Below are 13,227 nucleotides of genomic sequence, written 5' to 3'. Positions count from 1 at the left end.
GTTTCTTGCTCATGGTAAACTCCTAATGAGTATGTATAGTTTACCAAGTTAAACCCTCCTGTTTTTTAAGCACACATCAAAGTCGATTATTGGGGTAAACGTGGGTGGCTTTTGATCTCCGTTAATTACCGATTAGTTCCAAATGCAACCGTACAGCAACAGACTCAAGATATATCAAATGCTTTACTCTATATTCAAAAACATGCAAATGATTGGCATGCAAACTCAAAACGGCTTATTTTGGTAGGGCATTCTGCTGGTGCACATTTAGTCAGCTTAGTTACAGTACGGCCCTCGTGGTTAACTCCACAACCGCAACCTTGGCGAGCAACCATTGCCTTAGATAGTGCTGCTTACGATATCGAAAAAATAATGCAAAATCGGCACGCTCGATTTTATGATCGAGCCTTTGGCCAACAACCTGAAAACTGGAAAGCTCTATCTCCGATCTTACAACTACATCAAAGTTTACCTGCATTTCTTGCTGTTTGCTCAACCACTCGCCCTGATCAACCCTGTATACAGGCTCAACAATTTATTCAGCAAGCACAAAAACTCGGGACATACGCACAATTATTATCACTCCCACTTTCACATCGTGAAATAAATAGATCTTTGGGAGAAGATAATGCATATACCCAACAAGTGAATCAATTTATACAATCACACTAATTTATATCTATGAAAACTTAGTTTAGTTTTCTAAATACAATCATTTTGCTATTTTCAAACATAAAAAAGGCACCCAAAGGTGCCTTTTTTAATTCGTTAAGACTTAGAACTGGTCTGAGTTCAACGCTTGACTAAATGCTTGGTCAACTTCACTGAAATCATTATGAAGTTCAAATTCAGCAGCTTCGGCCTCTTGACGACGACGCTCTAAGTGATACGCAAGACCTGTACCCGCTGGGATCAAGCGACCCACAACAACGTTTTCTTTCAAACCACGTAAATCATCTTCTTTACCTGTTACAGCCGCTTCAGTTAACACACGAGTTGTTTCCTGGAACGATGCAGCAGAAATGAATGAGTCAGTAGAAAGCGACGCTTTAGTAATACCCATCAATTGACGTTCAAACTTCGCTGGGAACTTGTTCTGAGCCAAGACAGCTTGGTTCTCTTGAACAACGCGGATGTAATCCACTTGCTCGCCTTTGATGAAACTTGTATCACCGCCATCAGTGATATCAACTTTACGCAACATTTGACGTACAACAACTTCGATGTGCTTATCGTTGATTTTTACACCTTGGAGACGGTAAACGTCTTGAACTTCGTTCACGATGTAGTTAGTTAATGCTACTTCACCTTTCAAACGCAAGATGTCATGTGGGTTTTGTGGACCATCAGAAATGGTTTCGCCACGGTTCACATGCTCACCTTCGAACACGTTAATGGTACGCCATTTTGGAATCAATTCTTCGTAGATCTCAGAACCATCATCAGGGCTAATCACTAAACGGTTCTTACCTTTAGTCTCTTTACCAAAGCTTACCACACCTGATACTTCTGCAAGAATCGCGTGTTCTTTCGGTTTACGTGCTTCAAATAAGTCAGCTACGCGTGGAAGACCACCGGTAATATCACGGGTACGTGAAGTTTCTTGTGGTACACGACCAAGTACATCACCCACACCAATCGTTGCGCCATCACGAACGGTTACAATCGTATTTTGTGGTAAGAAGTAGAATTGTTCGCCACCATCTGTTGTATCCAACACAATTGCAGGACGTAAATCTTTACCAGAAGCAGGACGAGCTGTTACAGGCAAAATTTCAACAGTGGTCATACCCGTTGCATCATCAGTTTTCGATGTTGCAGTTACGCCATCAGCGATCTGGCTGAAACGCGCTTTACCAGCAACTTCGGTAACAAGTGGATGTGTATGTGGATCCCAAGTCGCCACGATACCGCCCGCTTCTACAGCTTCACCATCTTTCAACAAGATGCTTGCACCGTAAGGAAGTTTATAACGTTCACGCTCACGACCTAAGTCATCTGCAATACCGATTTCACCTGAACGTGAAACTGACACTAAGTGACCTTTGGCATGTTGTACAGTTTTCACATTGTGGAAACGCACAGTACCTTTGTTACGGACTTGAACACTGTTTGCAGCAGACGTTCGGCTTGCAGCACCACCCACGTGGAAGGTACGCATCGTTAACTGTGTACCCGGCTCACCAATTGATTGTGCAGCCATTACACCGACTGATTCACCTGGGTTCACCAAGTGACCACGTGCAAGGTCACGACCATAACAACGCGCACATACACCGAAGGTAGATTCACAAGCGATAACTGAACGTACTTTCACTTCATCGACACCCGCTTCTTCAAGCTGAGCAGCAATTTTCTCGTCAATTAACGTACCACGTGGAAGTACAACTTCATCATCAGATGCACGACGTACATCTTCAGCAGTTACACGACCTAATACGCGATCGCGTAATGGTTCAATAACGTCACCACCTTGAATGAATGGTGTCATCACTAGGCCACCCGCTGTACCACAGTCAGATTCAGTAATAACCAAATCTTGTGCTACGTCTACAAGACGACGTGTCAAGTAACCCGAGTTCGCAGTTTTCAATGCGGTATCCGCCAAACCTTTACGTGCACCATGTGTTGAGATGAAGTACTGAAGTACTGTCAAACCTTCACGGAAGTTTGCTTTAATTGGGGTCTCAATGATCGAGCCATCCGGCTTCGCCATCAAACCACGCATACCAGCAAGCTGACGGATCTGCGCCGCACTACCACGGGCACCCGAGTCAGACATCATATAAATCGAGTTGAATGATTTCTGTTTCTCGTCTTCACCTTGTTTGTTTTTAACAAGGGTATAAGACAAGTTATCCATCATCGCTTTCGCAACTTGGTCGTTTGTACGCGCCCAAATATCGACAACTTTGTTATAACGCTCACCTGCAGTTACGAAACCTTGCTCAAACTGTTGTTCGATTTCACGAACTTCGGTTTCAGCTTTATCGATAATCGTATGCTTGGTTGGTGGAATCAACATGTCTTCCATACCAACAGATACACCTGAACGCGTCGCTTGACGGAAGCCCAAATACATCAATTGGTCAGCGAAGATAACAGTATCTTTCAAACCAAGTTTGCGGTAGCAAGAGTTGATTAACTTAGAGATGTTTTTCTTAGTCATCTCAAGGTTGATCATATCGAAGCTTAAACCTTGTGGAACGACTTCCCATAACAAGCAACGACCAGGTGTTGTATCAACAATAATGGTTTGCTTTTCACGCTGACCGTTTTCATCAATTACAGTTTGATGTACACGTACTTTTACACGTGCATGGATCGCAACTTTACCCGTTGCTAATGCACGGTTAACTTCGTGAGTATCGGCAAACACCATGCCTTCACCTTTGGCATTTACCGCATCACGTGTGATGTAGTAAAGACCCAAGACAACGTCCTGAGAAGGAACGATGATCGGCTCACCATTTGCAGGTGACAAGATGTTGTTGGTCGACATCATCAACGCACGTGCTTCTAACTGTGCTTCCAATGTCAATGGAACGTGTACCGCCATTTGGTCACCATCGAAGTCGGCGTTAAACGCAGCACATACGAGTGGGTGAAGACGAATTGCCTTACCTTCGATCAGAATAGGTTCAAATGCTTGAAGACCTAGACGGTGAAGTGTTGGCGCACGGTTCAACATGACTGGATGTTGACGAATTACAGAAGCTAGAACGTCCCAAACTTCTGGCGTTTCGCGCTCAACCATTTTCTTCGCAGCTTTAATGGTTGTTGCTTGGCCAGATGCTTGTAGTTTCGCGAAAATAAATGGCTTAAATAATTCAAGTGCCATCTTCTTCGGAAGACCGCATTGGTGAAGACGTAAAGTAGGACCTACGGTAATGACCGAACGACCAGAATAGTCAACACGCTTACCAAGTAAGTTTTGACGGAAACGACCTTGTTTACCTTTGATCATATCTGCCAAAGATTTCAATGGACGTTTGTTCGAACCTGTAATTGCACGACCACGACGACCGTTATCAAGCAACGCATCAACAGACTCTTGTAACATACGTTTTTCGTTACGTACGATGATGTCTGGCGCAGCAAGGTCAAGAAGACGCTTCAAACGGTTGTTACGGTTGATCACACGACGATATAAATCGTTCAAGTCTGAAGTCGCGAAACGACCACCTTCAAGTGGTACAAGCGGACGTAAGTCTGGTGGAAGTACAGGAAGTACGTTCATCACCATCCATTCAGGCTTATTGTTTGAATCTTTGAATGCTTCCATCAATTTCAAACGCTTAGACGCTTTTTTAAGTTTCGTCTCAGACGTTGTTTGTGGAATTTCTTCACGTAAACGCGCAATCTCAGCTTCAAGATCGATATCTTTTAATAAATCCTGAACTGCTTCTGCACCCATTTTCGCAGTGAATTCATCACCGTGTTCTTCAAGTGCATTGTAGTATTCTTCGTCTGTTAAAAGTTGATACTTTTCAAACGGAGTCATACCAGGATCAGTAACAACATAAGATTCGAAATACAATACACGTTCGATATCACGTAATGTCATATCAAGCAGTAAACCGATACGGCTCGGTAATGATTTCAAGAACCAGATGTGTGCAACTGGAGAAGCAAGGTCAATGTGACCCATACGCTCACGACGAACTTTTGCAGTTGTTACTTCAACGCCACATTTTTCACAAATGACGCCTTTGTATTTCATACGCTTGTATTTACCACACAAGCATTCATAATCTTTTACTGGACCAAAGATTTTGGCACAGAACAAACCGTCACGTTCAGGTTTAAAAGTACGGTAGTTAATGGTTTCAGGCTTTTTAACTTCACCGTGAGACCATGACTTAATCATCTCTGGTGACGCAAGACCAATACGGATACGGTCAAATTCAACAGGTGCATGACCTTCTGAATCCGTTTTCTTACGCATGATATCGAGCAAGTCTTTCAATTTTTTTCTCCGTGTGTCGGGGAGCTACGCTCTTCCGACTGGGTCACAAATATTGTTTTTACTGAAATTTGGAATCTCCCCTAACCCCTCTTTAACAAAGAGGAGAACTTCCCCCTTTAATAAAGGGGGATCGAGGGGGATTTAGTCACCATTTTTCAGTTCAATGTTGATACCTAAAGAACGGATCTCTTTGGTCAATACGTTGAACGATTCAGGCATACCCGGATCCATATAATGGTTTCCATCTACAATATTCTTATAGATGCGTGTACGACCTTCGACGTCATCCGACTTCACTGTAAGCATTTCTTGGAGCGTATATGCAGCACCGTATGCTTCAAGTGCCCATACTTCCATCTCACCGAAACGCTGACCACCGAATTGTGCTTTACCACCAAGCGGCTGTTGAGTCACAAGTGAGTAAGAACCTGTTGAACGCGCATGCATCTTGTCATCAACCAAGTGGTTCAATTTGAGCATGTACATGTAACCTACAGTTACAGGACGGTCAAACTGTTCACCTGTACGACCATCAAACAATACTGTTTGACCTGTACGAGAAATGTCTGCCAATTCAAGTAAGTCTTTGATCTGACTTTCTTCAGCACCATCAAATACTGGAGTTGCTAATGGAACACCAGCACGCAAGTTACCTGAAAGCGCCAAGATTTCTGCGTCAGTCAAGCTATCAAGCTCTTCTTGCTCACCACCAACCTTGTTATAAATCTTGTCTAAGAATTCACGCAGTTCAATCACTGTACGTTGTTCTTTCAACATTTTTTCGATCTTATCGCCAAGACCTTTCGCCGCCATACCCAAGTGAGTCTCAAGAATCTGACCCACGTTCATACGTGACGGTACACCTAATGGGTTCAATACGATGTCGACTGGTACACCATTCGCATCATGTGGCATGTCTTCAACTGGTAAGATGTTTGATACAACACCCTTGTTACCGTGACGACCCGCCATCTTATCACCAGGCTGGATACGACGTTTAACTGCAAGGTAAACCTTAACAACTTTCAATACGCCAGTTGTTAATTCATCACCTGTAGACAGTTTACGCTTCTTCTCAGCAAACTTCTCGTCAATCTCGTAACTCTTCTCTTTCAAGAACACTTGAATTTGAGTTAAACGCTCAGCAATTGCTTCATCATTTGGCTGGATTTCAAGTAAATCAACAAGCTCTAAACCAGACAATACGTCTTCAGAAAGTTTATCACCGCGTTTAGTTGAACCACCACCGTTAGATTCTTGACCTTTCAACAAACGAACAATACGTTCACGTGCTGCTTCTTCGAAGATTTTGTATTCTTCTTTCAAGTCTTTACGGTATGCGTCAAGCTGAGCTTTCTCAATTGCTTGAGCACGTTCATCTTTTTCTAAACCATCACGTGTGAAGACTTGAACGTCAATCACTGTACCTTTGGTACCAGACGGAACACGTAAAGACGAGTCTTTTACGTCAGCCGCTTTTTCACCAAAGATTGCGCGAAGTAATTTTTCTTCAGGTGTTAACTGAGTTTCACCTTTAGGTGTTACCTTACCAACAAGGATGTCACCTGCAGTCACTTCAGCACCGATATAAACAATACCTGACTCATCCAATTTAGACAGCGCAGCTTCACCAACGTTAGGAATATCAGCAGTAATTTCTTCTGCACCTAACTTAGTATCACGTGCGACACATGACAATTCTTGAATGTGAATTGACGTTAAACGGTCTTCTTGAAGAACACGTTCAGAAAGTAAGATCGAGTCTTCGTAGTTATAACCGTTCCATGTCATGAACGCGACGCGCATGTTTTGACCCAGCGCAAGTTCACCCATGTCAGTCGATGGACCGTCAGCCAAGATGTCACCACGAGCAACTTTGTCACCCAAGTTTACGATAACGTTTTGGTTGATACATGTATTTTGGTTTGAACGTGTGTATTTGATCAGGTTATAGATGTCTACACCTGCTTCACCCGCGATCATTTCATCTTCGTTGACACGAATCACGATACGAGACGCATCAACATATTCAATCGCACCACCGCGGTTTGCGATCACACACACACCTGAATCACGTGCTACGTTTGCTTCCATACCTGTACCAACAAGCGGCTTGTCAGCACGCAATGTAGGAACAGCTTGACGTTGCATGTTCGAACCCATCAAGGCACGGTTCGCGTCATCGTGTTCAAGGAATGGAATCAATGATGCCGCAACTGAAACAACCTGCTGTGCAGAAACGTCCATATGTGTGACACGCTCAGGCGACATACGTACGAATTCACCTTGATGACGGACAGAAACCATTTCTTCAGTCAGGTTGCCATCTTTATCAACAGCGGAGTCAGCCTGTGCAATGACAGTCCCTACTTCTTCAATTGCAGATAAATATTCAACTTCATCAGTTACACGACCATCTACAACTTTACGGTATGGTGTTTCCAAGAAACCGAAGTCATTCGCTTTTGCATAGACAGAAAGCGAGTTGATCAAACCAATGTTTGGACCTTCAGGCGTTTCAATTGGACAAACACGACCGTAGTGAGTTTGATGTACGTCACGTACTTCGAAGCCCGCGCGTTCACGTGTCAAACCACCAGGACCAAGCGCAGATACACGACGTTTATGTGTAATCTCAGACAATGGATTGTTTTGGTCCATGAACTGAGACAATTGGCTTGAACCAAAGAATTCTTTGATTGCAGCAGCAACAGGTTTTGCGTTGATCAAATCTTGTGGAGACAAGTTATCTGTTTCTGCTTGGCTTAAACGCTCTTTAACAGCACGTTCAACACGAACTAAACCAACACGGAATTGGTTTTCTGTCATTTCACCAACAGAACGTACACGACGGTTACCTAAGTGATCGATATCGTCGACTTCACCTTTACCGTTACGAATTTCTACTAATGTACGTAATACATCAATAATATCGTCGTGTGACAGAATCCCTTCAACTTCACGTGACTTCTGGTCAGTACCCACTTCGTAAGGACGACCCAAACGACGGTTGAACTTCATACGACCCACTGGAGAAAGGTCATAACGCTCAGAAGAGAAGAATAAGTTGTTGAATAAGTTTTCAGCAGCTTCTTTCGTTGGCGGTTCGCCTGGACGCATTACTTTATAGATTTCAACAAGTGCTTCTTCACGACCTGTTGTTGTATCCGCACGCAATGTATCTGCAACGAAAGGACCACGATCGATGTCGTTCGTGAACAGGATGTTAAACTGTTTAACACCACCTTCAGCGATCTTCACCATGATGTCATGGCTAAGTACGGTATTCGCAGGAATCACATCACCACTTTTCAGTGTGATATCTTCAGCTGTAATACGCTCATATAAATATTCATCAGGTACAGAAAGCTTGGCTAAGTTCGCAGCTTCCATTTGACGTACGTGACGTGCATTAATACGTTTACCTTGTTCAACGATCGCTTTACCATCATTGTCTAAGATATCGAATTGTGCCATTTCACCACGTAAGCGATCTGGAACAAGATCAATCTGATAGCTACCCATATCAAGATATACAGGTACTTTTTCATAGAACAAATTCAAGATTTGTTCATTGCTATAATTCAAGGCACGCAGAATCACCGTTGCAAGCAGCTTACGACGACGGTCAATACGTACGAATACTAAATCTTTAGCATCAAATTCAAAATCTAACCATGAACCACGGTAAGGGATAATACGTGCTGAATACAACACTTTACCACTTGAGTGAGTTTTACCCTTATCATGATCAAAGAATACACCTGGTGAACGGTGTAATTGAGATACGATGACACGCTCAGTACCATTGATAACGAAAGTACCGTTATCGGTCATGAGTGGCATTTCACCCATGTAAACTTCTTGTTCACGAACGTCTTTAATTGATTTCGTTTCACGATCTTTAATGATCAAACGAATTTTTACGCGCATTGGTGCTGCATAAGTTGAACCACGTAAAATACATTCACGCACGTCAAACTCAGGCTTACCAAGACTATACTCAACAAATTCTAAAGCAGCATTGCCAGAATAACTTTCAATAGGAAAAACTGAACGAAATGCGGCTTGGAGACCGATATCTTCGCGATTTTTTGGAGTTTTACCGCCTTGTAAGAATGTACGGTACGAATCGACCTGAATCGACAGTAAGTACGGTGCTTCCATTACGTGGGGCAATTTACCAAAATTCTTACGGATCCGTTTCTTTTCGGTATATGAGTATGCCATCTGGAGTCCTCGGAAAGTAAACTAAACCCGCCTGCAGAACGGGTCTAGAAGGAATTACGCAGGCCGATATGGCCACCACTGTTTACAAATGCTGCAATTTTTAGTGGTATTAAAACGCTTAACAATATTTTTATAAGCAAAAAAATATTGGTAAGCGTTTGATTTCATGAATTTTGTTTAAATAATACGCACAATAAACGTAAAACTATCAAAAAACGAGCCGATTATTGTAACGCAAAAAGGCTGATGACCCAAGAGCCATCAGCCATTTTTTGGAGCCGATTATCAAAAATAATCGACTCCCTACAGCATTACTTAAGTGTAACTGTAGCACCAGCTTCTTCAAGCTTCTTCTTAAGTTCTTCGCCTTCTTCTTTAGAAACGCCTTCTTTAAGAACAGCAGGAGCGCCTTCAACAAGATCTTTCGCTTCTTTAAGACCAAGACCAGTTGCTTCACGAACTGCTTTAATTACAGCAACTTTGTTCGCGCCGAAAGAAGTCAACTCAACGTTGAATTCAGTTTGTTCTTCAGCAGCAGCAGCAGCGCCTGGAGCAGCAGCAACAGCAACAGCAGCAGCCGATACGTTAAATTTCTCTTCGAAAGCAGAGATTAATTCAACAAGTTCAAGAACAGTTTTTTCAGCAACTGCGTTTAAGATTTCTTCGTTTGTTAAAGCCATGAGAATAACTCCAAATGGATATTGAATGGTGTGAAAATAGGATTAAGCCGCTTCTGACTCGTTTTTCTCTTTGAGCGCTGTAATAAGGCGACCCAATTTCGAAATAGGAGCTTGAAGAACAGACGCGAGCATAGTAAGCGCTTTTTCTTGGTTCGGAAGGTTTGCAATTACGCTAACGTCAGCACCTTGATAAACCTTACCGTCAAATGCAGCAGCTTTAAGTTCAAATGCTTTGTTAGTTTTCGCAAATTCTTCGAACAAGCGTGCAGCTGCACCCATGTCATCTTCAGAAGTTGAGAAACCGAGAATGGTTGGGCCAACAAGGTTGTCATTTAAGATATCGAATTGAGTACCTTCTAATGCGCGCTTAGCCAAAGTGTTACGTACGATACGCGTTGTAACACCCAACTTACGAGCTTCAACACGAAGTTGTGTCAACTGCTCTACGCTTGAACCTTGATAGTTAGCCACAACAACAGAAAACGCTTTAGAAGCAACTTCGCTTACTTCTGCAACGATCTGTTTTTTGCCTTCGATAAGAAGAGCCATTGTAAAACCTCCTAACGGTGATTTATGCACCTATACAGGCACACTCCCAATTCGCAAGCCTTTCGACTTACACGTGGAGGAGGAACAAATCACACCACCACGTCTACTCAGACTGGATTTTTAAGAAAAGTGTCCGAAAACACTTCTCGCCTGAGGTCTTTGACGCTGATAAATATTCATTTACCAATTCAAAGTTTGCCTAAGTTCGCAAAATACGACAGCGCGTTTCTTGCGTAAAAATCAAAGCAGCACTTTGATTTTTACTCAGGGCTTTAAAATTCTGTCTAATTACTTAGAAACGTTGTTTACGTCAACAGTAAGACCTGGGCCCATAGTAGAGCTTAAAGTGATCTTCTTAACGTATACACCTTTAGAAGTTGCAGGTTTTAAACGTTTTAAATCTGCAATTAAAGTCTCAACGTTTTGACGTACAGCTTCTTCGCTAAAGCCAAGTTGACCGATTGCAGCGTGGATGATACCCGCTTTGTCTACACGGTAACGTGCCTGACCAGATTTGGCATTCTTAACCGCGTTCGCAACGTCAGGCGTTACTGTACCCACTTTAGGGTTTGGCATTAAGCCACGTGGACCAAGAATTGTACCCAACTTACCAACAACGCGCATTGCATCAGGAGCAGCAATAACCACGTCGAAATCAAGATTTCCACCTTGAATGCTTTCAGCAAGGTCATCAAATCCAACAACATCTGCACCAGCTTCTTTTGCAGCTTCAGCAGCAGCACCTTGAGCAAATACTGCTACACGTACAGTTTTACCTGTACCTGCAGGTAAAGTCGTCGCACCACGAACAACCTGATCAGATTTACGTGGATCAACACCAAGGTTTACAGAGATGTCTAATGATTCTTTGAACTTCGCAGCTGGAAGGCTGTTAAGAACTTGTACCGCCTCTTCCAAAGTATAAACTTTGTTTGCTTCTACAGCAGCAGCAATGGCTTTTTGACGTTTAGTTAACTTTGCCATGTCTTATAGCTCCACTTCCAAGCCCATAGAACGTGCAGAACCAGCAATGGTACGCACACGAGCGTCTAAATCAGCACCAGTTAAATCTGGTTCTTTAGTCGTCGCAATTTCTTCTAATTGAGCACGAGTCAACTTACCAACTTTAGTTTTGTTAGGTACAGAAGAACCCTTTTGAATACCAGCAGCTTTCTTAAGAAGAATAGATGCAGGTGGAGTTTTCATGATGAATGTGAACGACTTATCGTTGTACACAGTGATCACTACAGGAATTGGCAAGCCAACTTCAAGTTTTTGTGTAGCAGCATTGAATTCTTTACAGAATGCCATGATGTTTACACCACGTTGACCTAAAGCAGGACCAATTGGTGGAGATGGATTTGCTTTACCAGCTGGAACTTGCAGCTTGATATAGCCGTCAATCTTCTTAGCCATTGAAAATTACCTCTGGGTACAAACGCCGTCAGGCTCCCCAAAAAATTAAACAACACCGAAGTGTTAGAACAACAATGCCCGATCAAATCGGGCGCTTACCAACCAACTCAAATTAAATCGTTTTTTCGACTTGTCGAAACTCGAGTTCAACTTGCGTTGGTCGATTAAATACATTGATCGTCAACGTTAAACGTGACTTTTCGTATTGTACTTCCTCCACGACCCCTTTAAAGTCAGTGAACGGACCATCAACCACGAGTAATTCTTCACCAGGCTCAAACATTGTCTTAGGACGAGGTGCTTCACCTGTATTACGTACACGCGCAAGAATTGCATCAGCTTCACGTTGAGAAATTGGTGCTGGTTTTTCTGGTGTACCACCAATAAAACCTAGAACCTTTGGACACTCTTTAACGATGTGCCAAGTATCATCATTCATTTCCATTTCAACTAATACATAGCCAGGAAAGAATTTACGCTCAGACTTGCGCTTCTTACCATCCTTCATTTCTACTACTTCTTCAGTAGGAACAAGGACTTCACCAAAACTATCAGCAACAGTGCTGCGCTGGATTCGGTCATTAAGTGAACGCATCACTTGTTTTTCAAAACCAGAATAGGCATGAATAATATACCAACGTTTCATCGCACTCTTACCCGATAATTAACCTAATAAACCAACCTAACCCGTAATCGAAACACCATAAAACCAATGATGCAACAACCACAACCAAAAGCACCTGCCACGATGTCGTGATCGTCTCTTGTTTTGTTGGCCAAGTCACTCGACGCAGTTCAATTCGCGCATCTTGCAACAAACGCACAAAGCCTTTGCCTTGATGGGTGGCGTATAATAAACCTAAAGCGACGACGACACAAGCCAAAATTACCCCAACGCGCACCCAAATATCATTTGCAGGTGCCCAATAGGCTGGTAAATGTTGATTTACCAATGCTGAACCAACTAACAAAACAATTGCAATTAACCACAAGACAATATCAAGTGGAGAATTTGCATTTATAACTTCTGCAGCATTATTTCTTTGAGGGATTGGCGCGTCGCTTAATGCGTCACGCGATTTATCATTCGACATTTTTTTACTCGTCGTAGAATTCGCGAATTATTATATGACAACTTAGCCAGAATTAAGCTTTTTTATTTAAAAAAAGTGGCAGGCCAGGAGGGACTCGAACCCCCAACATTCGGTTTTGGAGACCGACGCTCTACCAATTGAACTACTAGCCTATGAAGCAAATCGAAAGCCGAAGCTTTCGATTTGAATGTAATATAATATTAGGCTTATGCAGTTACTTTAGCAACAACACCAGCGCCTACAGTACGACCACCTTCACGGATCGCAAAACGTAGACCTGGGTCCATTG

Annotated in this window: 10 protein-coding genes and 1 tRNA gene; 1 reads left to right on the top strand and 10 read right to left on the bottom strand. The window is 42.7% G+C overall.

Translation table 11 applies throughout. From position 1 onward, the window contains the following. The first annotated feature begins 75 nt into the window (after positions 1-75). On the top strand, positions 76-672 hold the full coding sequence (locus tag M5121_RS14750; RefSeq protein ID WP_349628962.1) for an alpha/beta hydrolase: 597 nt from the start codon (positions 76-78) through the stop codon (positions 670-672). A gap of 103 nt (positions 673-775) precedes the next feature. Here M5121_RS14750 and rpoC read toward each other — a convergent pair whose 3' ends face one another. The 10 genes from rpoC to M5121_RS14700 all read right to left on the bottom strand — a co-directional run. Then, the gene (gene rpoC, locus M5121_RS14745; RefSeq protein ID WP_249571593.1) at positions 776-4,969 is read right to left on the bottom strand and encodes a DNA-directed RNA polymerase subunit beta'; all 4,194 of its coding nucleotides are present in this window, start codon (positions 4,967-4,969) and stop codon (positions 776-778) included. A 141-nt stretch (positions 4,970-5,110) separates the two neighbouring features. After that, entirely contained in the window at positions 5,111-9,199 is a 4,089-nt protein-coding gene (gene rpoB / locus M5121_RS14740; protein WP_249571592.1) for a DNA-directed RNA polymerase subunit beta, read from the bottom strand. 311 nt (positions 9,200-9,510) lie between these two features. Continuing rightward, on the bottom strand, positions 9,511-9,879 hold the full coding sequence (rplL, locus tag M5121_RS14735; protein WP_004656287.1) for a 50S ribosomal protein L7/L12: 369 nt from the start codon (positions 9,877-9,879) through the stop codon (positions 9,511-9,513). Positions 9,880-9,921: 42 nt separating this feature from the next. Then, a complete protein-coding gene (gene rplJ, locus M5121_RS14730; protein WP_005163057.1) occupies positions 9,922-10,428 on the bottom strand; it encodes a 50S ribosomal protein L10 in 507 nt (168 codons plus the stop codon). A gap of 288 nt (positions 10,429-10,716) precedes the next feature. Then, positions 10,717-11,412, bottom strand: coding sequence for a 50S ribosomal protein L1 (gene rplA / locus M5121_RS14725; RefSeq protein WP_005163060.1), 696 nt, complete (start codon positions 11,410-11,412; stop codon positions 10,717-10,719). A 3-nt stretch (positions 11,413-11,415) separates the two neighbouring features. Next, a complete protein-coding gene (gene rplK / locus M5121_RS14720; protein ID WP_004637639.1) occupies positions 11,416-11,844 on the bottom strand; it encodes a 50S ribosomal protein L11 in 429 nt (142 codons plus the stop codon). A 112-nt stretch (positions 11,845-11,956) separates the two neighbouring features. After that, positions 11,957-12,490: a transcription termination/antitermination protein NusG gene (nusG, locus tag M5121_RS14715; RefSeq protein ID WP_004659359.1), complete on the bottom strand. Its 534-nt coding sequence runs from the start codon at positions 12,488-12,490 to the stop codon at positions 11,957-11,959. A 7-nt stretch (positions 12,491-12,497) separates the two neighbouring features. Then, positions 12,498-12,938 (bottom strand): preprotein translocase subunit SecE, encoded by a 441-nt coding sequence (gene secE / locus M5121_RS14710; RefSeq protein WP_005163063.1) that lies wholly within the window; start codon positions 12,936-12,938, stop codon positions 12,498-12,500. A gap of 76 nt (positions 12,939-13,014) precedes the next feature. Continuing rightward, positions 13,015-13,090 (bottom strand) — tRNA-Trp (locus tag M5121_RS14705). Between the two features lie 54 nt (positions 13,091-13,144). After that, a partial coding sequence (locus M5121_RS14700) for an EF-Tu C-terminal domain-related protein (RefSeq protein WP_079264520.1) occupies positions 13,145-13,227 on the bottom strand: 83 nt, incomplete at its 5' end.

Origin of the sequence: Acinetobacter sp. ANC5681 (assembly GCF_023488045.1) — a bacterium.
In the GTDB taxonomy this organism is placed as follows: Bacteria; Pseudomonadota; Gammaproteobacteria; order Pseudomonadales; family Moraxellaceae; genus Acinetobacter.
Note: the sequence above shows the minus strand (reverse complement) of the source record. Positions and strands in the feature narration are given on the sequence as shown.